The 22,299-nt window shown below is 70.7% G+C and carries 19 protein-coding genes and 3 tRNA genes; 7 read left to right on the plus strand and 15 right to left on the minus strand.

The window, feature by feature from the left end:
- Positions 1-69 precede the first annotated feature (69 nt).
- Entirely contained in the window at positions 70-711 is a 642-nt protein-coding gene (locus ACZ3II_RS07420) for a GOLPH3/VPS74 family protein (protein ID WP_465516781.1), read from the minus strand.
- A 242-nt stretch (positions 712-953) separates the two neighbouring features.
- Between ACZ3II_RS07420 and ACZ3II_RS07425 the strand changes: the two genes are divergently transcribed.
- Together ACZ3II_RS07425 and ACZ3II_RS07430 are read left to right on the plus strand one after the other, a co-directional pair.
- Complete coding sequence (locus tag ACZ3II_RS07425; protein WP_465516782.1) at positions 954-1,802, plus strand: helix-turn-helix domain-containing protein; 849 nt, start codon at positions 954-956, stop codon at positions 1,800-1,802.
- A gap of 39 nt (positions 1,803-1,841) precedes the next feature.
- Positions 1,842-2,060 carry a DUF397 domain-containing protein gene (locus ACZ3II_RS07430; RefSeq protein WP_465517244.1) on the plus strand — a complete coding sequence of 73 codons (219 nt, stop codon included), beginning with the start codon at positions 1,842-1,844 and terminating at the stop codon, positions 2,058-2,060.
- 238 nt (positions 2,061-2,298) lie between these two features.
- On the opposite strand, the gene ACZ3II_RS07435 is transcribed toward ACZ3II_RS07430, so the two are convergent.
- On the minus strand, positions 2,299-3,060 hold the full coding sequence (locus tag ACZ3II_RS07435) for a hypothetical protein (RefSeq protein ID WP_465516783.1): 762 nt from the start codon (positions 3,058-3,060) through the stop codon (positions 2,299-2,301).
- 118 nt (positions 3,061-3,178) lie between these two features.
- Positions 3,179-3,574 (minus strand): hypothetical protein, encoded by a 396-nt coding sequence (locus ACZ3II_RS07440; protein WP_465516784.1) that lies wholly within the window; start codon positions 3,572-3,574, stop codon positions 3,179-3,181.
- Positions 3,575-3,763: 189 nt separating this feature from the next.
- On the opposite strand from ACZ3II_RS07440, the gene ACZ3II_RS07445 reads away from it, so the two are divergent.
- Entirely contained in the window at positions 3,764-5,230 is a 1,467-nt protein-coding gene (locus ACZ3II_RS07445; RefSeq protein WP_465516785.1) for a diguanylate cyclase domain-containing protein, read from the plus strand.
- Positions 5,231-5,236: 6 nt separating this feature from the next.
- Here ACZ3II_RS07445 and ACZ3II_RS07450 read toward each other — a convergent pair whose 3' ends face one another.
- Positions 5,237-6,646 carry an LVIVD repeat-containing protein gene (locus ACZ3II_RS07450; RefSeq protein ID WP_465517245.1) on the minus strand — a complete coding sequence of 470 codons (1,410 nt, stop codon included), beginning with the start codon at positions 6,644-6,646 and terminating at the stop codon, positions 5,237-5,239.
- 186 nt (positions 6,647-6,832) lie between these two features.
- On the opposite strand from ACZ3II_RS07450, the gene ACZ3II_RS07455 reads away from it, so the two are divergent.
- Entirely contained in the window at positions 6,833-7,474 is a 642-nt protein-coding gene (locus tag ACZ3II_RS07455; RefSeq protein ID WP_465516786.1) for a DUF305 domain-containing protein, read from the plus strand.
- Between the two features lie 70 nt (positions 7,475-7,544).
- Here the strand turns inward: ACZ3II_RS07455 and ACZ3II_RS07460 are convergent, their stop codons facing one another.
- Entirely contained in the window at positions 7,545-8,141 is a 597-nt protein-coding gene (locus ACZ3II_RS07460) for an FIMAH domain-containing protein (RefSeq protein WP_465516787.1), read from the minus strand.
- A gap of 387 nt (positions 8,142-8,528) precedes the next feature.
- Here ACZ3II_RS07460 and ACZ3II_RS07465 point away from each other — a divergent pair, with 387 nt between their 5' ends.
- Complete coding sequence (locus tag ACZ3II_RS07465; RefSeq protein WP_465516788.1) at positions 8,529-10,109, plus strand: sulfatase family protein; 1,581 nt, start codon at positions 8,529-8,531, stop codon at positions 10,107-10,109.
- Here the strand turns inward: ACZ3II_RS07465 and ACZ3II_RS07470 are convergent.
- The 3 genes from ACZ3II_RS07470 to ACZ3II_RS07480 form a co-directional block, all read right to left on the minus strand.
- Positions 10,102-10,731: an NADPH-dependent FMN reductase gene (locus tag ACZ3II_RS07470; protein WP_465516789.1), complete on the minus strand. Its 630-nt coding sequence runs from the start codon at positions 10,729-10,731 to the stop codon at positions 10,102-10,104. The two genes, ACZ3II_RS07465 and ACZ3II_RS07470, sit on opposite strands and share 8 nt — an antisense overlap.
- Positions 10,732-10,830: 99 nt before the next feature.
- Positions 10,831-10,903: transfer RNA gene (locus ACZ3II_RS07475), tRNA-Lys, on the minus strand.
- A 120-nt stretch (positions 10,904-11,023) separates the two neighbouring features.
- Positions 11,024-11,096 (minus strand) — tRNA-Lys (locus ACZ3II_RS07480).
- A 138-nt stretch (positions 11,097-11,234) separates the two neighbouring features.
- Here ACZ3II_RS07480 and ACZ3II_RS07485 point away from each other — a divergent pair.
- Positions 11,235-12,455: a L,D-transpeptidase gene (locus ACZ3II_RS07485; protein ID WP_465516790.1), complete on the plus strand. Its 1,221-nt coding sequence runs from the start codon at positions 11,235-11,237 to the stop codon at positions 12,453-12,455.
- Positions 12,456-12,594: 139 nt separating this feature from the next.
- Complete coding sequence (locus tag ACZ3II_RS07490) at positions 12,595-13,842, plus strand: L,D-transpeptidase (protein ID WP_465516791.1); 1,248 nt, start codon at positions 12,595-12,597, stop codon at positions 13,840-13,842.
- Positions 13,843-13,898: 56 nt separating this feature from the next.
- Here ACZ3II_RS07490 and ACZ3II_RS07495 read toward each other — a convergent pair whose 3' ends face one another.
- The 7 genes from ACZ3II_RS07495 to ACZ3II_RS07525 all read right to left on the minus strand — a co-directional run bounded on the left by ACZ3II_RS07495 (position 13,899) and on the right by ACZ3II_RS07525 (position 22,282).
- Entirely contained in the window at positions 13,899-14,681 is a 783-nt protein-coding gene (locus ACZ3II_RS07495) for a hypothetical protein (protein WP_465516792.1), read from the minus strand.
- The gene (locus tag ACZ3II_RS07500) at positions 14,674-15,192 is read right to left on the minus strand and encodes a SigE family RNA polymerase sigma factor (RefSeq protein ID WP_465516793.1); all 519 of its coding nucleotides are present in this window, start codon (positions 15,190-15,192) and stop codon (positions 14,674-14,676) included. Before ACZ3II_RS07500 ends, ACZ3II_RS07495 begins: the two co-directional genes overlap by 8 nt.
- Positions 15,193-15,272: 80 nt before the next feature.
- A complete protein-coding gene (locus tag ACZ3II_RS07505; protein WP_465516794.1) occupies positions 15,273-16,550 on the minus strand; it encodes a glycoside hydrolase family 12 protein in 1,278 nt (425 codons plus the stop codon).
- A 161-nt stretch (positions 16,551-16,711) separates the two neighbouring features.
- A tRNA-His gene (locus ACZ3II_RS07510) sits at positions 16,712-16,787 on the minus strand.
- Between the two features lie 79 nt (positions 16,788-16,866).
- Positions 16,867-17,424, minus strand: a complete 558-nt coding sequence (gene orn / locus ACZ3II_RS07515) for an oligoribonuclease (RefSeq protein ID WP_465517246.1) — start codon at positions 17,422-17,424, stop codon at positions 16,867-16,869.
- 1 nt (position 17,425) lies between these two features.
- On the minus strand, positions 17,426-18,739 hold the full coding sequence (locus tag ACZ3II_RS07520) for a winged helix DNA-binding domain-containing protein (RefSeq protein ID WP_465516795.1): 1,314 nt from the start codon (positions 18,737-18,739) through the stop codon (positions 17,426-17,428).
- A 93-nt stretch (positions 18,740-18,832) separates the two neighbouring features.
- Complete coding sequence (locus ACZ3II_RS07525; RefSeq protein ID WP_465516796.1) at positions 18,833-22,282, minus strand: hypothetical protein; 3,450 nt, start codon at positions 22,280-22,282, stop codon at positions 18,833-18,835.
- Between the last annotated feature and the right edge of the window lie 17 nt (positions 22,283-22,299).

The following is a 22,299-nucleotide window of genomic DNA, read 5'->3' on the forward strand; positions in this document are numbered from 1 at the left end:
TCACCTCCGCTGCGCTCCGGCGCCGCGATGAGCTGTTGAGTTTGCTCATTGATTCGCTCGCAAGCTCGCTCATCGGCGGCCAACGGTCACGACCGAGCCGATCGAGGCCTCGGTGTAGTCGACGATCTCCCGCAGGTCGCTGGGCAGGGATGCGGCGGCGTTGGGGAGGTACTGGAAGGCGTGCGGGTAGTTCTCGAACCCGTAGAGGACCTGCCGGGTCAGGCCGGTCGCGGAGACCAGGCTGACCAGCATCCGGTCGACGACGCTCAGCTCCATGCCACGAACCAGCAGGTTGGCCAGGCGGGTCGAGGCCCAGGCGGCGGCGTTGCGCTGCTGAGCGCTGTTCGGCATGTAGAGCGTCTGCGCGGTGCCCAGCATCCGCCGGCGGGTGACCGGCTCGACCGCGCCCATGCGGACCAGCCGCTCGCCGACCCGCGCCGCCGCGTCCTGGGACAGGAAGGCGAGCCAGGTCCGGACGTCCCGGTGTTGTGGTTGCGCGACGAGAAGGGCCAGGATGTCGTGGTCCAGCGAGTCGAGCGGCGGGTGCCGGTCGAGGATGAAGAGGTCGCCGTCGGTGACTCCGATACGGCCTTCCAGGACCAGCTCGGCCAATAACGCGGCAGCCAGGCCCAGGCCGGTCGCACGAGGATGCAGGCGCGACCGTCCTGTCCGGTCCTCGTGTGCGATCAGGTAGTACTGGTCAGCCAACACTCCGCCCACGCCCCTTAGACGCAAGTTCCAATGATCTTTTTGCCTATGTGTGTAGGAAACAAGACAGAACTCGATGTCCGCAGCATCATGTACCCAACAGCAAGGTCAATACAAGAAGTACTAGACTTCTGATTCAGGCCTCGCCGTTATTGATCAGTGTGAAATGACGATCATGAATGTGGCTCGTGGATCGTGAGACAGCAGTCGTAATATCGACCCCATCAGGACCGTAGGGAGTCCAGGTGTCCGATATCGAAGGTCCGACGCTGCGCCGCCGCCGCTTGGGGACGGAGCTCAAACGATGCCGGGAAGCCGCCGGCCTGACTCAGCAGGATGTGTCGCGCCATTTCGAGTGGCACTCCGCCAAGGTCACCCGGATCGAGACGGCGCGGGTCGCGGTCACCCCGCGGGACGTGCGCGATCTGCTCACCCTTTACAACGTGCGGGATCAGAGCTATCGCGAGGCGCTGGTCGAGCTGGCCCGGATGTCACGGGAGCGGACGTGGTGGACGGATTACCGCGACATCATGCGCCCCGGCAACTTCGTCGGCCTGGAGGCGGCGGCCTCGGCGGTGCGCACCTGGGAGCCGGTGATCCTTCCCGGCCTGCTCCAGACCCCTGCCTACATGCGCGCGCTGATGACCAGCGGGCGGCCACTCGACCCCGAGGAGCACATCGACCGGCGGATCGCTCTGCGCAAAACCCGACAGGGACGGCTGCGCGGGGAGCGCCCGCTGGAGTTCTCCGCGTTCATGGACGAGTCGGTGCTGCGCCGGGTGATCGGCGGCGAAGAGACCATGAAAGAGCAGCTCAGGCATTTGATAGAAATAGCTAAATTGTCGAATGTATTCTTGCGGATCCTGCCGCTGACCGCCGGCGAGCACCTGTTCCTGAGCGGACCTGCCACCCTGCTGGAATTCCGAGAGACCACCCATATGGATGTTGTTTACATGGAAGGCCTTGCGGGAGACTTGTATGAGGAACAACCAGACATGGTTGACTGGTATCGACAGGAGTTCGAGCGATTGAGCGCCAAGGCGCTCGACCATCGCACGACCGTAAAGATGATCGAGAGCCTGCTCGTCGCTTAGCACTCCCCGAGGAATCCTCAGAAAAGGGAGGTGCTTGAGTTGCTCGCGCACCAAATCGATGGTGCCGTCTGGAGGAAGGGCAGCCGTAGCAACGGCAGCGGAGGCAACAACTGCGTCGAGGTCGCATTCCTCGACGGAGAAATCGCCGTCCGTGACAGCAAGGACCGAACAGGTCCGGCCCTCATGTTCACGCAGGCGGAGTGGACCGCCTTCGTGGACTCCGCCAAGGACGGCGAATTCGACATCGTTGTTTCGTGACAGAGTCTACCTATCGGTGCGCACCGATGGAACCCCTGAACTGAGCGGCTCCTTTCACGATGTGCACCCCGAGGTGCCGTAGCGATCCCCCACGGGGGCGCCCGGCACGGCACCGCCCGGCCGCGCAACGCGGCCGGGCGGCTTCATATTCGAGAATTGCTCGGATAAATCGAATGTGAATCGCATTCCAGCAATTATCAGGATCGGTCAGGCGAGCGAGGCCACGAGCCAGGACCCGTCAGGCCGGAACGAGGACGGCCCGGCGCACGGCAGGCCGGGTGACCGCCGGCGACACGATCCGTGCCTCGGCCAGCACCGCCTCCCGCCGCAGGCTGTCCCGGCTGCGGCGGGCCAGCTGCACGTCGTGCCAGGCGGCCCGCTCGGCGGCGACCGCGGCCCGGTGTGCCCGTTCCAGGTACGCCGCGCACGCCCGGTGCACCACCAGCTCCTGCGCGACCGGGTGCAGCCGCGGGTCCCATCCGGCCCGGCCGGCCAGGGCGTCGCCGACCGCGTCACCGGGCAGCTCACCACGCTCCACGGCCGCCCGTACCTCCTGGTGCAGGAACCGCTCGCGGGCCGCGTACTCCAGCGTGGTCCGGGGTGTCCACGGCGTGCCGAAGGCCGCCGCGGCCCGGCTGCGCTCCCACCGCGCGGACGCCGCCTGCCAGGCCGCCGACGTCGCGTCGACCCGGTCGGCGGCTGCCTGCCAGTGCGCCTGCCAGCGGTCGACCGCCTCGGTGGCCTGGGTGGCCGCGACCCGTACCTCCTCGGCATAGCGCACCGTCTGCGCCACCTCGGCCGCCCGCCGCGAACGCCGGGCCGCACGCCGCTCCCCGGTCTGCCACACGAACCGCGCCGTCTCCAGCAGCGCCCGGCGTGGGTCGCGGACCCCTTCCGGCCGGGCCAGCACTACCAGCGCGGGCAGGGTGAGCAGCATCAGCACCACCCAGATGGCCATCGGGGTGGGCTCGTTCAGCAGCATCTCAGCGAAAACGTTCATGGCGGCTTTCCTGTCGCGGAGGGCGCGCGGGCGCACGACGCCGCGGTGACGGCGGGCGCTCAGCGCAAACGGGAGGACGGGCTTCAGGCACGCCCGAGAGCGCACACGAGAGCGGGAGTCAGGCGAGGGCGGTGCGCGGCGGCGCGCGGGATCCCGCGACGCCGGCGGTGCGCGAGGCGATCAGCGCGACGGCACGGTCCGCGACGGCCCGGGTCACGGTCGGCGGCACGGTCACGGCTCCGGCGACGGTCACCGCAGGCGAGGAGGCGGTCGTACGCTCGTCGCGCCCCGCCGCCACCGAAGAGGCCTCGTCCCGCCCCGGCTCTCGCGAGGAGGCCCCCACGGGGCCGGAGTAGGCCGCCACGGGACCGGAGTGAACGGCCAGAGGGCCGGCGGAAGCGGTCACCGGAACCGCGGTGGCCCCCGGCGGCGCGAGAGGCGCGAACAGGGCCAGGAGCAGTGCCCACAGCACCGGGAACGACCGGAGCAGCACTCTGCCCCGGGTCGTCGTCATGCCCCCAACGTACCTAAATAGTCTTTAAAGTCCCTTTTGACGCGCCGTCTGGAGCCGATTGCCGTCACTGCGGCGCCGTCGAGCGGAACGAACGTTCTATCCGGGGTCGTCTGACCGATACGGATCGCTCACGTTCACCCGTTCGTGGCCGATGGGCTCCATCGACACCATGCGCCGACGGGAGCCCTCATGCCGAAGCGATCCGGGATCACCGACCCGGTCCTGCTGGGCCTCGTGGCACTCGGCGTGTTCATCGTCCCCTGGTTCCTGCGGCACGGCGACCAGCGGGCCACGTCCTGGGTGCTGCAGACCGGAATCGACGCCGCGAACGTCTACTTCATCTGGCGGATCGCCCGGCACCCGATGATGACGGCGGCGGGGCGGCGGTTCTGGCGGACCGCTCTGGTCGCCTGCGCCGCCTGCCTGCTCGGCGACGGCTATCAGACCGCGCTGGTCCTGGCGGACCCCGGCCGGACCACGATCAGTGGCGTGCAGACGGCGCTGGTCGTCACCGGGATGACGATCGTGGTCGCGGCGATGCTGCGGCACCCGCTGGGCGGTGAGGGCCGGCAGCGGCTGCGGCTCTGGTTCGACGCGAGCACGGTGCTGACCGGTGTCGCCGTCTTCCTCTGGTACTTCGTGCTGGCCGGCGACCTGAGCGGACGTCAGGCGGCGGACCGGTGGGGCGCCGCGGCCACCGCCGTGGTGATGCTGCTGATCACGTTCGGGGTGCTCAAGCTGATCCTGAGCGGGACCGCCCCGTTCAGCCGCGCGGCCGGTGTCTCGGCGGCCCTGGGCGTGGCCGGTACGGCGTTCGCGGCGCCGATCACCTCCGGGCTGCTCGGCGATCCCGGCGACGGCCTGATGACCGTGGTGCAGCTGCTGCCGTGTGTGCTGGCCTCGGCGAGTTTCCGGCTGCAGCAGTTGCAGGTGTGGCGGCTGGCGGAGGAGCAGCCGAACGCCGGCGGCCGGTCCAGCCGGCTGCCGTACCTGGCCGTGATCAGCACCCAGATCCTGCTGGTCGTGTCGCTGCGGGACGGGCGGGTCGATCTGCGGGTGTGGGGTGTGGCGATCGGCGCCGTGGTGATCACCGCGCTGGTGCTGGGCCGGCAGGTCGCGGCGCTGCGTGACAACGAGCGGCTGGTCGTCGAGGCGCGCGCCCTGCACGACGAGCTGAGCCGGCAGGCCACCCACGACGCGCTGACCGGGCTGGCCAACCGGGTGCTGCTGCAGCGGCGGCTGGCGGCGTCGGCGGATCCGGTCGGGATGCTGCTGATCGACCTGGACGGCTTCAAGGAGATCAACGATCAGCACGGGCACCACACCGGTGACCTGGTGCTGCAGGAGGTGGCGGCCCGGCTGACCGGGCTGCTCGGGGCCGGCGAGCTGGCCGCCCGGCTGGGTGGCGACGAGTTCGCGGTGCTGCTGCCGGGCGCCGACGCGGCCTCCGCGGGCCGGCTCGCCGAGCAGGTCGCCGCGGTGGTGGCCGAGCCGATGCCGATCAGCGGACTGGTGCTGCGGGTCGGCGCCAGCGTGGGTGTCTCGGCCGGGACACCGGGCGTCGGCGACACGCTGTTGCGTGCCGCCGACGCCGCGATGTACGAACGCAAGCGCGAACGCCGCGCTCAGCGGAGCATCGTCAGTCAGCGGGGCTGACCGCGATCACCACCGGCGGTAGCTGGTCTGCGTCTGCGGGTTGAACTGCCAGGTCCGGCTCTTCTTCGCCCGGTCGATCCGGCGATCGTTGATCTGAAGGACGTCGAAGCCCTTCTGGATGTCGTTGGAGAAGATGTAGCCGTTGTACCAGTACGCCGACCAGGAGCCGCCGGTGATCAGGCGCTCGGTGCTCAGCGGCCCGCGCTCCCAGTAGGCGATCTCGACCGGCTTGCGGGAGTTGGTGAAGTCCCAGACCGAGATGCCGCCCTGGTACCACGCCTGGACCATGATGTCGCGGCCCGGCACCGGGATCAGCGAGCCGTTGTGGGCCACGCAGTTCTCGGTCGCCGCGTTCTCCCGCGGGATCTTGAAGTAGCTGCGGAACTCGAGCTTGACGCTCTTGCCCTTGCGCACGATGTCGTAGATCGCGTCGGCGCCCTTGTTCGGCCCGATGGCCGGGTTGCACTCGGCGCCACCGCCGCCGCCCAGCTCGTCGGTGAAGACGATCTTGGTGGCGTCGTTGTTGAAGGTGGCCGAGTGCCAGAACGCGAAGTTCTCCACGTCACGGACCGTGGTCAGCACCTTGGGCGCCGCCGGGTTCGAGATGTCGAAGAGCACGCCGTCGCCCATGCAGGCGCCGGCCGCGAGGTTCTTCTCCGGGTACGCGGTGATGTCGTGGCAGCCGCTGGTCGCGTAGTCACGCGGGTCGTCCGGGTCGCCGGGGAACCCGCCGTCCGGGAAGAGCACCGGCGTGGACACCACGGCGGCGGCGGCCGGGTTCTTCACCGGCACCTTGATGATCGAGATCTTGTCGTGCGGGAGCGGGCAGTTCGGCAGGTTGTTCGCCGTCGTGTTGTACGAGGACACGTAGACGTACACCGAACCGCGGTCCTTGCCCTTGCCCGGGACCGGCGTCAGCGTGTGCGAACCACAGGTGGTGTGGATCGACTTGACGTACTGCGGGTTGTACGGGTCGCTGATGTCCCAGATCCGGACGCCCTCCCAGCGCGGGGTGCCCTCCGGCTCGGTGTTCGGCACGGCCACGCTGTTGCACGAGTCGTCGTTGCGGATCGAGTCGGTGGCGGTGAAGAGCAGGTTGCCCTGGATCGAAACGTCGTTCTGCGAGCCCGGGCAGACCGCCTGGGTGATCGGCTCGGGGTCGCGCGGGTTGCTGATGTCATAGACGGTGAAACCGTTGTAGTTGCCGGCGTAGGCGTACTTGCCCTGGAAGGCAAGGTCGCTGTTGAGCGCGTTCTCCGGAGCGAACGCCCCGTACTTCGGCTCGTTGGCGATCTGTTTGATGTTGGGGCTGCTGACGATCTCATCCACGCCCGGGATGACCGCGTCGGCCTGGGCCGGCGCGGCTGCCACGAAACTGAGCAGGACCGCCGCCGCCCCCGCACAGGACAGGCGCATGAACCGCCCTCGTGGGGCAGAGTGCCTCATGAAGCTCCTTCCGGCTGCGGAGCACCGAGGGCACGGCGAGTCGTGTCGCGCGTGCACCCGGTGACAGCGATATCGGTCGTTACGATAACCGTGTTCGACCGTTCTTGGGGCCGCCCGCCGGAAAGGAAATACATGCAACACCGACGCACTTTGGCATTGACCGGCGCAACTCTGGCTCTGACCGGCGCGGTGGGCGTCGCCTGGCTGGCCCGGGCCTCCGACGAGCCGCGACCGGTGAGCGCGCCCGCCGCGTCCTCGTCACCGGTGCGGGTCCTCCTTCCCGGCAAGCCCGGCGAGTCCGCGGCGGTCACCGACTCCGACAAGGTGACGGCGCCGGCGATGCCGGCGTACAACCAGGCCGACGTGGGGTACGCCCAAATGATGATCGCCCACCACGCGCAGGCGATCGAAATGGCCGGGCTGGCACCCGATCGGGCCACCAACGCCGGGGTGAAGAACATCGCCGCCCGGATCACCGCCGCGCAGGGCCCGGAGATCGCGGTGCTGCGCGCCTGGCTCGCCGACCGGGGCCAGCCGGAGTCCGATCCGGCCCACGACCACGCGACCATGCCGGGCATGCAGTCCGCTCAGGCGATGGCGGATCTGAAAGCGGCCCGGGGCGCCGACTTCGACCGCAAGTGGGTCACGATGATGACCGAGCATCACCGCGGCGCGCAGACGATGGTCGGCGACCTGCTGCAGAAGGGCTCCGATCTGCGGCTGTCCGAGATGGGCAACGAGACCGCGATCGAGCAGGTCGGCGAGATCCGGCGGATGGCGGACCTCGGCGTGCTCTGACACTCCGCCGGTTGAACCGGCCCGGCCGGCTGGGAGTCGGCGGTGAGCCCGGAGCTCCGGCCGTTCCTGATCAGCGGCGGGGGATGGCGTCCTTCACCTTCTTGGCGGCGGCGCGCAGCAGGTCGTACGTCTCCTTGCTGACGTCGTCGTCCTTGCGCAGGTCGGCGAGCTTCTTGCCGAACTCGTCGATCTTGCGGGAGGCGCCCTTCACGTCGCCGCGCCGCAGGCGGCCCGCGGCCTGCTCCAGGCGGCGGTTCAGCGCCTCGGCGGCGTCGTCGTCGAGCCGGTCCTGATCCTCGAGGGCGTTCACCGCGCTGATCAGGCCGGCGATCCACTCGGCGGGGGTGCCCTCGCGCACGGTGACCGGGGCGGTGGTCGGCGCGGTGGCCGGCGTGGCCGCCGGGGTCGTCGTGGGCTCCGCGGCCGGCTCGGTCGTGGTCGCCTCGGTGACCGGCTCCACCGGCGCGCTCGCCACGGCCACCGGCGGTGCGGCCGGCTGCTCGTCGTCGCCGGAGAACAGCCAGACCACGAGCCCCACCAGGACGACAGCGGAGACGCCCGCGGCGATCAGGGCGGTGCGGCGCGGGTCGGCCGCCCGGTACACACCGCGCGGTTCCACCACCGGCATCCGCGCGGTGGGCTGGTGGACGTCGTGAGGCTCCGGCACGGCCGACATCATGCCAGTCCGGCCGGGAAATACCGCCCGGGCCACGATCGGGTCATATGACGACTGTCACTTCGCCCGGGTCACAGGAGCACGCGCCGCGGCGAGCGGGGCGGGCGGACCGGCAGGCGCGGCCGGCGGGCGGTGGGTCGCCGCAGGCGGCGGGGTCGCGGTCCGGCCGCGGCCACGACGATCACGACGTACGAGCGGGGTGGTTCGGGGCTCGTCACAGGTTCTGATCACCTCCAGGGAGGTGTCCACTATCCGACGAACCAGCCACTGCCGGGTGGCCGTTCAGACTTTCTTAAAGATCATCTGAAGGAGAGGTAAGCATCCTTCGAAGCTGGCGGCCGAAATATCCGACTACCCTCCTGGGGACCCTCTCCCGGGATGGAGCAATCGCGCCGCATGTCGTTCCGCACTCTCCGGCACACCGCCGCCGTCATCGCCTCGCTGCTGGCCGCCGCCGGCTGCAGCGCGGGCTCCGGACCCCGGGGCTCGGCCGCCGAAGCGCACCCGCTGCCGGGCACGTCCGCGCCGGCCGTCCCGTCGGCCGCGGCCTCCGCCTCGGTGCCCGTCGAGTCCAGCGTGGTGAAGCCGAACATCGTCTTCGTCCTCACCGACGACTTCTCGATGAATCTGGTGCAGTACATGCCGAACGTCCGGCGGCTGCAGCACGAGGGCACGAGTTTCACCAACTACACGGTCACCGATTCGCTGTGCTGCCCGTCCCGCGCGTCGATCCTGAAGGGCCAGTTCCCGCACAACACCGGGATCATCAAGAACCACGGGTCGGACGGCGGGTTCCTGCTGTTCCACAGCCGGGGCCAGGAGAAGACCACGATCGGCACCGATCTGCAGGCCGCCGGGTACCGCACCGCCTTCCTCGGGAAGTACCTCAACGAGTACCAGCCACGGTTGACCATGAACACCGGTAAGCCGTACGTGCCGCCGGGCTGGGACCAGTGGTGGGTGAGCGGGGACGCGTACAAGAACTTCGACTACCTGATCAACGACAACGGCCGGGTGGTCAAGTACGGCAAGCAGCCGAAGGACTACCTCACCGACGTGATGACGGCCAAGGCGACCGGCTTCATCACGGCGAGCGCGGCGAGCGGCAAGCCCTTCATGATCGAACTGTCGACGTACGCCCCGCACCTGCCGTTCACCCCGGCGCCCCGGGACGCGCACCTGTTCGCCGGGCTCAAGGCGCCGCGTACACCGGCCTGGGACCGGGTCCCGGAGAACTCGGCCTGGCTGTCCGCCAAGCCGAAGCTGACCCCGGCCCAGATCGCCGCGATCGACAACTACTACCGCCTGCGCGCGCAGTCGGTGCAGTCGGTCGACAAGATGATCGGCACGGTGCGTGACACCCTCACCAAGGCCGGGATCGCCGACCAGACCATGATCGTCTTCACCTCGGACAACGGGTATCACATGGGCGAGTACTCGCTGCCCGCCGGCAAGCAGACCGCCTTCGACACCGACGTCAACGTGCCGCTGATCGTGGCCGGACCCGGCGTCGCGGCCGGCCGGGAACTGCCGCAGATCGTGGAGAACATCGACTTCCGGCCGACGTTCTCCGACTGGGCCGGCGCGCCCGCTCCCCGGGAGTCCGACGGGCGCAGCTTCGCCCCGCTGCTGTCCGGCGCGCCGCCGGCCGAGTGGCGGACGGCGGCGCTGGTCGAGCACCACGATCCGGCCTCGGACCCGAAGGACCCGGACTACGAGAAGGACAGCATCAACGTGCCGCCGTCGTACGACGCGCTGCGCACCGAGACCTTCACCTACATCGAGTACGTCGACGGCAAGGCGGAGTACTTCGACCGGTTGGCCGACCCGTACATGCTGCGGAACGTGGCCGGCACGCTCCGCCCGGAGCGCCTGGCCGAGCTGCGGACCGCCCTGCGCGGCCTGGCCACCTGTGTCGGCCCGGACGCCTGCTGGACGGCGGGCCGCGCGCTCAGGTGAACGGCCACACCACCGGGGTGCCACCGGGCGCGTCCTGGCGCTGGATCACCGGGTAGACGCTGGAGTGGGCCTGCCAGGACGGCTGCGCCCGGGGCCGGGCCGCGGCCAGGACCCGGGCCAGCGCCCCGAGCATGTCCCCCAGCGCCAGGTGCAGACGATCGTCGGCGACCAGCCCGGCGGCGTCGATCGCGGCCATCTCCAGCGGCAGGCGCACGCAGGCCGGGCCCAGCAGCCGGGCGCCGGCGTGACCGAGCACCGCCTCCAGCGCGTCCCGGGCGCCGTCGTCCAGGCCGGGCCGGACCACCGACAGCCAGGCGACCGGTTTCCCGCTCAGGTCACCGCCGTCGACCAGCCAGTCGAGCAGGTTCTTCAGGCTGCCGGGGAGGCCGCCCGCGTACTCCGGGGTGCTGAACAGCACGGCGTCGGCCGCGTCGACCATCGACCGGAGCTCGGCGACCGGACCGAGCGGCAGTTCGCCGGGCACGAAGGCGGGCAGCTCCCGGAGATCCTCGTAGAGGGTGGCGGCGATCTCCGGCGGGGCGGTCCGGGCGGCGGTACGGAGGGCGGCGGTGTGCAGGGAGCTCCCCAGGGTGCTTCCCGAGATCAGCAGGACGCGGGTCATGCCCGCGACGATACGACCCTCAAGGGCCTGAATCGGACGCCCGGATGGTGGAAAAGCGCTGAGGCCCCACCTGGATCAGGTGGGGCCTCAGTCATGCCGTGCGCCGCGTAGGACTCGAACCTACAACCCGCGGATTAAGAGTCCGCTGCTCTGCCAGTTGAGCTAGCAGCGCCTTTCGACGGGTAGAACTTTAACACCCGCCGGTGGGCCCCGGCCAATCGGGGGCCCGGGTCCCTGAGATGCGAAAAGGCGGCCACGAAGATCTCGTGACCGCCCCTTGTAGCAGGATGAGTGCGCCGCGTAGGACTCGAACCTACAACCCGCGGATTAAGAGTCCGCTGCTCTGCCAGTTGAGCTAGCAGCGCTCGCCGTGCAACGAGGAAAACGTTAGCACGGGCTGTGAAGATCCTTGAAATCGGCCCTTTACCCCCACAAGGGGGAGCCGTGGGTTGCGCGCATACGTCAGTATGTCTGCGCTGAGAACTCCAGAACGGGGCCCGACGATGGTTCACCTCCGCCGCACCCTGGCGGCGATCATGGCAATCGCCCTGACCGCCGGCCTCGCCGCCTGCGGCGCCGACGACAAACCCGCCCTCTCCGAGCCCGCCGCCGGGACGCCCTCGGCGGCCGCCTCCGCCGGCACGCCGGTCACCGAGAGCACCACCGCCGCCGGCCCGGTGACGCTGAGCATCACCCCGGCCGCCAACACGAAGAACGTGCCGGTCAGCGCCGAGATCGGCCTCAAGGTCGGCAACGGCGAGGTGACCACGGTCACCCTCACCGACGCGAAGGGCAAGCCGGTCGCGGGCTTCCTGCGCGAGGACAGGTCGGCCTGGGTGCCGGCCAAGCCCCTGCAGACCAAACAGACGTACACGGCCAAGGTCGTCGCCACCGGCGGCGACGGCCGGAGCACCACCGCCAGCACCTCGTTCACCACGATGGGCGCGCCCGGCCGGACCACCGGCACCGGGCTGTACCTGTTCGACGGCCGGACCTACGGCGTCGCCATGCCGGTGGTCGTCGAGTTCAACCCCGGGATCAAGAAGGCCGACCGCGCCGCCGTACAGAAGCGGATGTTCGTCACCACGTCGCCGGCCCAGCCGGGCATCTGGTCGTGGACCCCGAACGGCACGCAGGCCTACTACCGGGCCCCGGAGTACTGGCAGACCGGCACCGAGCTGACCGTGCGGGTCGCCGTCGGCGGCCTGCCGACCGGCGGCGGGCGGTACGGCGACAAGGACCGCTCGGCCAAGGTCAAGATCGGCCGCAAGTTCGAGATGAGCGTCGACAACGCGACCAAGAAGATGACAGCGCTCGAGAACGGCAAGGTCGTCAAGACCATGCCGGTGAGCCTGGGCAAGAAGAGCACCCCCTCGGTCCACGGCCACATGGTGGTGATGGAGAAGAAGGAGGCGACCGTCTTCGACACCACCGACACCGACGGCGCCGACGGCTACCGCACCAACATCCAGTACGCGCAGCGACTGACCTGGAGCGGGCAGTACATCCACTCGGCCCCGTGGTCCACCGGTTCACAGGGACGCACGAATGTGTCACACGGCTGTGTCAACGTCTCCCCGTCGAACGCCGCCTGGCTGTTCCAGAAGACCCTGATCGGCGACCCGGTCGTGGTGAAGGGCACCGAGGACCAGCTGGACTACGGCGACGGCTGGACCCCGTGGAACGTGAGCTGGGAGAAGTTCAAGGCGGGCAGCGCCCTGTAAGGCGTACTTCGCGCGGTTTCGTCTCCCCAACGGGGTACATCGATGGCGTCGCACCGGTCACGGCACGAAACCGGGATTGGTGCGACGCTGGTTCTGGAGCACTATTGGGCGCCGGGGAGAACGACGCCGTGAGGGGACCATGGAAATGGATGCAATGCGCCGTGGCGGCCGGAGCCGTCTGCGCCTGGCCGTGACAGCGGTGCTCGCGAGCACCCTGCTCCTGACCGCGGCGTGCAGCGGCGGCGGTGACGACAAGCCGTCCTGGCAGGGTGGTGGCGCCGGCGCCGGCACCGGTCCTGAGGAGTCGACCTCGACGAGCCCGGCCGCGCCCGCCGTGAGCACCGTCGCGGTGACCTCGCCCGCCGCCGACGCGAAGAGCGTCGAGCTGTGGTCCGAGGTGAAGTTCACCAGCGAGGACCCGCAGAACACCGAGGTCAAGGTCACCGACGCCAAGGGCAAGGAGATCAAGGGCACCGTCGACAAGGACGGCAAGCTCTGGGCGCCGAGCCAGTCGCTGGCCTGGGGCACGAAATACTCGGTGACCGTCAGCACCCCGGCCGCCGATGGCAAGCAGAACACCGCGACCAGCACGTTCACGACGATGAAGCAGCCGGCCAACCTGGTCCGGGTGAGCAGCTTCCTGGCCGACGGCAACACCGTCGGCGTGGGTATGCCGCTGATCATGAAGTTCGGCCGCGCCATCCCGGAGCAGTACCGGGCCGAGGTCGAGCGCCGGATGACGGTCACCGCCACGCCGGCCCAGGAGGGCACGTGGCGCTGGATCAGCCCCACCGAGGTGCACTTCCGCCCGCAGACCTACTGGAAGGCAAACTCCAAGGTCTTCTACAAGGTGGCGCTCAAGGGCGTGAAGCTCGGCGACGGGTGGTACGGCCGCTCCGACCTGACCGTCGACCTGAAGATCGGCCGTGAGCTGATCATGACCGTCGACAACAAGACCAAGAAGATGACGGTCAAGGAGAGCGGCAAGGTCATCAAGACCATCCCGGTCAGCCTCGGCAAGAAGAGCACCCCGTCGTCCAGCGGCACCATGGTCGTGATGGAGAAGGCGGCGCACACCGTCTTCGACACCACCGACGAGGACCCGGTGAACGGGTACAAGACCCCGATCGACTGGGCGCAGCGGATCACGTACAGCGGCCAGTTCATCCACGCCGCGCCGTGGTCGGAGGGCCAGCAGGGCCGCCGTAACGTCTCGCACGGCTGCGTCAACGTCTCCGAGGCCCTCGGTGAGTGGTTGTTCGGCAAGACCCTGATGGGCGACGTGATCACGGTCTCCGGCACCGAGGAGAAGCTGAAGAACGGCAACGGCTGGACCGACTGGAACATGAGCTACGAGGAGTACAAGAAGGGCAGCTACCTGAAATAGCGCCCCCGGCACGACGAGAGCGGGCCCGGTCGATCACGACCGGGCCCGCTCTCGTGTCACCGGAAGGCGCCGGTGACCACGACCTGCTCACCGTCGGCGGTGGCGACCGCGCCGTACGTGTCGCCGCCCGCGTCCCGGTCCCCGGCGGCGTGCCAGTACTGCACGGCGAACACGTAGTCGCCCGGCGCCAGCGAGCCCTGCTTCAGGGTGAAGCGGTAGACCAGGCGGTCCTTCTCCTCGGTGACCGCGGTGCTGACCATCTCCGCCGGGATCGTGGTCCACTTCCCGGCGTCCTCGACACCCGCCGTCCTCGCCACGTTGATCACCAGGTCCAGCGCGGTGATCGTCCGGGTGGTGGTGAGTGTGACGTTGCCCTGCGACCAGGTGCTGATCGAATGCGAGTCGACGACGGCGGCGGACTTCAGGTAACCGGCGGACGGTGTCCAGCTCGGCCCGGGCGCGGCGCTCGCCGGGGTGGCCCGGTCGCCGGTGTCCCGGGTGCCGGTGCCGGTCTTCGGCCGGGGCGCGCGGCTGCTCGCCGGGACGGACGACGCCGGCGACCCGGTGACCTCCGGCGCCGGTGATCCGTCGGTGGCGGCCGGGGTGCGGTCCGGCTCCGGGCCGTCGCCGAGCAGCCGGATCCCGGTGACACCGACGATCAGGGTGGCGACCACCGAGGCCGCGGCGGCGACCGGCCGCAATGACAGGGCCCACCGGCTGCGGGCCGGTTCGGCACGGCGCTGGGCGATCCGGTTCAGCATCGCGGTGCGGTCCGGCACGTGCCGGCCGGCCTCCCGGCGCAGCACCGGGCCCAGATCGGGCTCAGGACGCTCAGCCATGGTGGCCTCCCATCATCAGCGGCATCCCGCGCAGGTGCGCGCTCAACTGGGCGGCGCCCCGGGACGTGTGACTCTTGACCGCACCGACCGAGATGCCGAGGATCGCGGCGACCTCCTTCTCCGGGACGTCGAACGCGTACCGCAGGATCACGCACTCCCGGCGCCGCTGCGGCAGCCGTTGCAGCGCCGCGCGGACGTCGAGGACCGCGGGGGTGTCGCTCTCGCTCCGGTCCCGGCGCAGCAGACCCAGCCGCAGCAGGCCGGCCCGCTCCCGGGTCTGCTTCTTGATCCACTGGCGGGCCAGGTTGGTCACGATGCCGCGAGCGTACGCGATCGGGCTGTCCGCGGCCTGGACTCGCTCCCAGTGCCGCCACACCTCCACGAACGCGTCGGCCGCCAGGTCGTCGGCGGCCTGCGAGTCACCGGTCACCAGATAGGCGAGCCGGGACAGGTCGGTGTGATGGTCGTCGAAGAAACGACGGAAGGCGTATTCGGCGCCAAGGTCGGACAACTCACTGTTCCTGACCGTCAGGGGATACGGGGAGTGCCGGCCGCCCCGGGCCGTGGGGTCGGAACCCGGGGCGGCCGAGATCAGCCGATCTTCACGGAGTACGCGGTGGTGTCCAGGCGGCCCGAGCCGGTGAAGATCTCGGTGCCGGCCTGCACGCTGGACAGATACTTGGTCTTGGCGAGCCATCCGCGTGCCACCAGATCGTCGGTGAAATCGGTCAGGTTCAGGGTGGCGGCCGAGGTGTTGGAGGTACGCACGAACGAGTACACCTCCCAGCCGATGTTGCCCTTGTACAGGTCGTACGTGGCGCCGCCGATCGTCACCGTCGCCTGCCTGGTGCCGACCGGGCCGGCCCCGCCGGACCTGTACAGCCACACCATGACCTCGTCGGTCGGGTTGTTCTGCCAGTCCGGGGCGGCCATGTCGTGCAGCCACAGGTCGTAGGCGACGTTCATCACGTTCCCGCCGGCCGGGGTGGCGGTGAAGTTCCAGGTCGTGGTGACCGGCTTGCCGGCGCTGAGCCGGACCGGCAGGCCCGTGGTGGCGCTCGGCACCTTCCAGCCCCAGTGCCAGCCGAGGACCGCGGAGGCGTACGACTTGACCTTGGTGTTGTCCCCGGCCCAGGTCCACCGGGTGCCCCAGCTCAGATTGTCGCCGCTCGCGCCGTTCTCCCAGACGCACTGCGAGCCGGTGCCGTCGGCCTTGCCCCAGACGTTGTTGTTCACCCAGTACTTGCCGCGTACGAGGGCCGCGTAGTCGGTGCAGTTCTCCGCACCCTTGCTGACCGCCGTCTTGGTGGGCGTCGCGGTCGCCTTCGTCGGCGTGGGGGCCGCGGTGGCCTTCGTCGGCGTGGGCGTCGCGGTCGCCTTCGTCGGCGTGGGGGCCGCGGTGGCCTTCGTCGGCGTGGGGGTCGCCTTCGTCGGAGTCGCGGTCGCGGTCGCTGCGGTGCCGCCGCATGTCACGCCGTTGAGGGTGAACCCGGTGGGGACCGCGTTACTGCCGCTCCAGGCCCCGTTGAAACCGACCGCCACCTGGCCGCCCGGCACGATCGCCCGGTTCCAGCCCGCGTCGGTCACGGTGACCGCGGCGCCGTTCTGGGCCCAGGAGCCGTTCCAGCCGCCGGCCAGCTTCTGCCCGGACGGGAAGGTGAATCCGAGCTTCCAGCCGTCGATATCCGTACCACCGGTGTTCTTGATCTTCACGTCGCCGGTGAAGCCGGTGTTCCACTGACTCGGCACGGTGTAGGTGACCGCACAGGCGGCGGCCGCCGCGGCGTCGGCGTTCAGAACACCGGCGACGGCGGCGGCGCTGCCGAGGGTCAGTACCGAGAGCGGTACGACGATGCGCTTGGCGAGCATGAGGGTGTCTCCTGGGGGAACGACTGTTGATCCACACCCCAGTGGCACGGCGAGCCGGAAAGGTTGCGCGCTCCCACGGAAAAGTTTTCGGTTTCCCGCGTGATGGGAGCGAGCCCACCGGAACGACGAAAAAGGCCCCGTCCGCAGACGGGGCCTTTCAGTGGGGTGATCGACGGGACTCGAACCCGCGACCCCCGGGACCACAACCCGGTGCTCTACCAGCTGAGCTACGACCACCATGCCGGCCAGGAATTCGCATCCCCACCGTGCGGAACAATCATAGCCACATGCCCTCGGGCGCCGTCGAGCGGGTTACCTAGAGTTCGGCGGCGACGGCCTTGGCGGCCTCGACGTCGGGGCCGGGCTGCGGCACGAAGATGGTGCGGCGGTAATACTCCAGCTCACGGATACTCTCGCGGATGTCGGCGAGCGCCCGGTGCGACAGGCCCTTGGCGGGCTGCCCGAAATACACCCGGGGGTACCACCGGCGGCACAGCTCCTTGATCGAGGAGACGTCGATCATGCGGTAGTGCAGGTGGGCGTCGAGCGCCGGCATGTCCCGGGCCAGGAAGCCGCGGTCGGTGGCGATCGAGTTGCCGCACAGCGGGGCGGTGCGCGGGTTCGGCACGAACTCCTTGATGTACGCCAGGACCTGCTCCTCGGCCTCGGCCATGGTGATCGCCGACCGGCGGACCTCCTCGGTCAGGCCGGACTTGGCGTGCATGTCGCGCACCACCGGCGGCATCGCGTCCAGCGCCGCGTCGTCGGCGTGGATGACCAGATCGACGCCCTCACCCAACACGTTCAGCTCCGGATCGGTGACCAGGGCCGCAACCTCGATGAGCTTGTCCTTGCCCAGGTCCAGCCCGGTCATCTCACAGTCGATCCACACCAGAAGATCCGCCACGCCGACAGCCTACGCCGGGCGGCGAGCCGCCGTTCGGGGCCGCTCCTCTTGTACGGCCTGTTTGTCCGGTTTGTAGCCCGGACTTCCCACTTCGCCGGTTGCGCGGTAAAGTGTACTTAACGGACGAAGCCCCCCTTCGGTTACTCCGTTCCCCCCGGTAAAGGGCCCTCCGTGTCGGCAGCACGGAGGGCTCTTTCATGCCCAGCGGATCTCGTGGCGGCCGTCCGGGCCGGCGAACGCCATCAACCGGGCGCCCTCCTCCTCGACCGCCGCCCGGTCCGCCGGCGCCAGCGGCCGGAACGGGGCGATGCTCAGCGTCCCCCCCCGCTCGCGACCAGGTCGCCGCCACGAAACCGTCCACCAGCACGGTCGGCCGCACCATCGACCAGCCCGGCGTCACCAGCGACCGGTCACCCGGGTGGATGATCCGGTCCCGGTCGGCGTGGCCCAGCACCGCGTTGTCGAACTCCGGCAGGAACACCACCGGGGCCGGGGCGTCGGGATCCTCGATCGGGGCGTCCGGTACGTCGTACAACTCGACGCCCTTGTCGTCCCGGAACACCCGCAACCGTGGGCGAAGATCGGCCAGCAGCCCCGCCAGCCTGGTCAGACCCGACCAGGTCTGCACGTCCTTGACCGACGCCGGGCCGAACGCCGCCAGATAGCGCAGCACCAGCGCCTCCGGGTCGGCGGCGGCCATCGGAGCGCCGAGCCAGTCCTCGGCGAGAACACAGCCGACCCTGCCGCGATGCCCCCACGTGCCGGCGGGCGGCGGGTGCAGGAGAGCGAACCTGAGGTGTACGACGAGCGCGAGGCTCGCGGCGTCCGCCGCCGGGAACCGGGCCGCCAACTGCCGCGCGATCTCCGGCCGGGTCAGCACTCTGCCGGTCTCGCGGGTCGCCGCGCTGATGATCTCGCGGCCGGCCTCGGTGAACGCGACCGGATCGCAGCCGTTCAGGCGGTCGGCGCGGCCCGCCATCTTCTCGAGGGCCGGTTGCAGGGTCGGCCGCAACCAGCGGTAGTCCACGCCGGTGCAGAGATGCTGGGTGCCCCGGAGCAGTCCGCTGCGCACCACGCTCCGGTCCCGCAGCAGCGCGGTCAGATCATCCCGGCGGAAGTCCGCGGACCGGGCCCACAACTGCAGGTAGGGCGAGTCGGACTCCTGCCCCTGCAACGCCACGAGGTGCTCGACGATCTCCCCGGCCGTGCGGGGAGCCCGCCCGGCGAGAAGCTGCCGCCGCAGATAGGTCCGGTTCAGCACGCGCGTCGAAAGCACCGTCATGACTCGACGGTATTCACCATTGCGGCCACTTCCTGACCGCAAAGCGAAGCGGGCCGCCCCGTCCCGGGCGGCCCGCTTCCTCTCGATACGTCGTCAGTCGGTTTTCGGCTGCTTCGCGTCCTTCTGGCCGGGCCCCTTGCCCTTGGCCTGCCCCGCGACGGTCCGGCGCCGCCGCGTCCCACCACCGTTCCGGGCGAGCAGCTCGGCGGCCTCCTCCCGGTAGCTGAGCGTCCGGCTGCCGCCGGCCTCCTGCTCCTCCCCCGCTTCGCTTGCGGCGGGCATCGGGTCACTGTCTTTCGGGGGTACGGTTTCCGCGCCCGTTCGACCCGCTCCGGCACGGGCCGCCATCGACTCGGCCGCCTTGATCCAGGCCGCCGGAGCCCGCCGCGTCGCCGGGGCCGGGCGGGGTGTCGCGCCTTTGCCGGTGGTACGGCCGGCGGCCCGGGCCATCAGGCGTTCCTCACCGTCCTTGGGGGCCGGGGCCTTCCTCGCCCTGTTCGCAGGCGGCCGCTCGGTTCCGGTCCTGCCCGGGTTCTCAGCCTCGGCCTTCCCCTGTCCCGTGCGCGGGGTCTCGGCTCCGGCCTGCTCCGATTCCGTGCTCGGACCGCCAGCTCCGGCCTTCACCGGCTCCGCGCGCGGGGTGTCAGTCCCGGCTTTGCCGCGCTCCGTGCCCGGGGTCGCGGCGGTCCGTCCACGGGGAGTGTTCTCCGCGGTCTTCCCTGAAGGCAGGCCCTGCGTGGGGACCGGTGCCGGCCCGGCGCCGAGAGCGGCGGGGCCGTCGGCCTCGACGGTATGCACCGAGGCGCGGCTTTCCCGGGTGGACCGTCCCTGGCCGGGCTGGAACGGACCAGGCCGCGGTTTCCCGCCACCGGCCACTGCCGAGTCGGTCACGCCGGGCTGCTCGTCGCCCGGCTGCCCGCCGGCCGGGTCCTCGGTCAGCCGCTCGTCGGGCAGATCCTGGGTGGACTGCTCGAGCACCGGGATCGCGGCCTCCACCGCGTGGATGGAGGTACGGGGTTTGCCGGCCTCCTCCGCGCGGGACGTCGCGGGCGCATCAGAAGTGGCGGTTTCCGGCGTGACCGCCACGGCGGGGATCGGCACGATGGGCCGGCGATCGTCCGGCTCCTCCGGCCTCTCCGCCGTCGCGCGCTTCTCTGTTTGCTTCAGGTGCTCCGGCAGTCGGGGTTTCGCTGCCGCCTCCGGTTCCTCTGCCACTGTCGGCATCGACGACATTTCCGACTTATCGGTTTGACGGTTGGCCGGGGCGGTTTTGTCGCGGGTGGAGACGGCTTGCTCGGCCGGCTCACCGACCGGCGGCCACACCGGCGGAGCGGCGGAAGCGACTTCGACAGCGGCCTCTACTGGTACCCGCTCGGCGGCCGGGGCGGGACGCGGCGACGGGCGGGAGGCCGGCGGAGGGCCAAGGCGAGTCGTCGAGGTGGCCGTCCAGTCGGTGACGGCGGGACCCGTGTGCAGGGCCACCCGGGATGCGATTTCAGTCGGGGCGTCCGCCCGTACGTCACCCGGAGTGGCGGCCGGCTGGGGCCGCAACGCCTCCGCGCCCGGCTCAGGCTCGGCAGTCGGCCGAGGCCGTTCTTTCTTGCCCTGCCCAACAGTCGCCGCTTCAGGTTCGGCGGCCGGTTCCGGTTGCTCTTCCATGGCCGGCTCGACGACAGCGGTGCCGGGGTCGGTAGCCGGGTGCGGCTGCTTCCCCGTGGCCGGGTCCGGACGCTTTTTCGTGCCGGGCTCGACGACCGCGGCCCCAGGGCTGGTAGCCGGGTGCGACTGCTCAGCCGTACCGGGGTCGGTAGCCGGTGGTGACGGATTCTTCGTGGCTGCCGGGGCCGACGTGGTGGCGGCGGTGGCGTCCGGCCTCTGCGGGGCGGCTGCCTCGCTGTCCGGGGTTGCGGGGGTGGGACGGTCGCTGCGGCGTGGGGCGGCGATCGGGATGCCCAGCGGGGGCATGTTGCGGCTGCCGGCCTGGCTGGGGGTGAACTTGCCGGCGTTGCGGCGGGCGGCCTCGGCCAGGCGGGCGGCGGCTCGGGCCTCGGTTTGGCGGGCGCGTTCCGGGGCGGTGGCGGCTACCCAGGCGCCGACCGCGGTGGCACGGAACTCTCCCAGGTCCCCTGGGGTGGGGCGGCGGTGGTCGCCGCGGCGGGCGGGTACCGGGCCGGGGTGGAGGCCGGCTGTCGCGGGCATGTCGCCGATCAGGTTCAGCGGCTGGCCGGGGGCCGGGGTGAAGGCCCCGGCAGGCGCGCCCGCGACAGCAGGTCCCCCTGCAGGGCCTCCGCTGTGGGAGGGGATGCCCGCATGCGTGCCGCCCGGCGAGGCGAAACCGGCCGGAGATCCCGCGTCGGCGGGCATGCCGCCCTGGGAGGCGACGCCCGCGCCGGGGGCCGGACCGGTGACCAGTGCGGTGGCTGAGCCGGCCGGTGTGAACCCAGCCGGGCCGGACAAAGCGGAACCTGCCGAGCCGGACACAGCGGAACCCGCACCGGACGAAGCGGTACCCGCCGCACCGGACAGAACGGAACCCGCCGGGCTGGTGGGAGCGGAACCCGCCGGACCGGCCGGGCTGAGGAGAGCGGTGCCGGGGAGGGGGGAACCGGAGGGGGCCGGGCTCGTCGGGATTCCGGTGAGGGTGGCGGCGGTGAGGGAGCCGGCGGCCGGTTCCGCCGGGGAGGCGGGCAGCGCGGCCGGCGACTGCGGCGGCCAGGCGAACTGCGGCAGGGCCGGGGGCCGGGCCGGGCGGGTGTCGGCGAGGGTCCGGGGCCGGTGGGCGCCGCCGCGCGGGCCGGCGAAGTAGGCGACGCCGCCCGGCAGGGGCAGCGGGGCGCCGATGGCGTGCATGAGTTCGGGGACCTGGCTGGGTTCCACGACGTAGACGACCTCGCGGCGGCGGCCCGGCCAGACCAGGGCGATGACGCCGCCCATCACCAGCAGGGTGCCGAGGGTGAGGAAACCCCAGACGCCGGAGCCGAGCCAGCCGGGGCGGACCTCGGCGATGGCGGCGAGGCGGACCACCGGGCGGGCGGCGGGGTTCATCACGACCAGGCTGTACGGGCGGTCGTCCAGGTCGTCGGGGCTGAACGCGAGCTGCCCGGTGCCGCTGGCGGTCCAGAAACTCCGCATGCCGGGTGTGGCGGTGGGGCCGTGCCGGCCGGGGATCGGGAACGCGTCGACGGGCAGGGCGCCGGTGCCGATGTCGAGGCCGTCGACCCGGCTGTACGGGACGCCGTCGAGGTAGCGGGCCACCTCGTCGGCCGGTGCGAGGCCGAGGAACGCCTGGCCGTCGACGGTGACCGCGGACAGCCCGAGCTCACTCTCGCCGATGCGGGTGAAGGGGGCGTGGTCGCGCAGCAGCCGGTCGATGTCGGGGACGACGAGGGCGTACCCGGGCACGGTGAGCCGTTGGAGTTCGCCGCTGTAGGCGCCTCCCGGGTCGCGGTGCTGCATGACTGCCCACAGGCCGCCGCCGGCCAGCAGCGCGGGCAGTCCGGTGGTCAGTAACAGCATGCCGAGGATCGTGCGGAACACCCGCATCTGTCTCTCCCCCTTCC

It is taken from the genome of Actinoplanes sp. NPDC019969, from assembly GCF_055562375.1.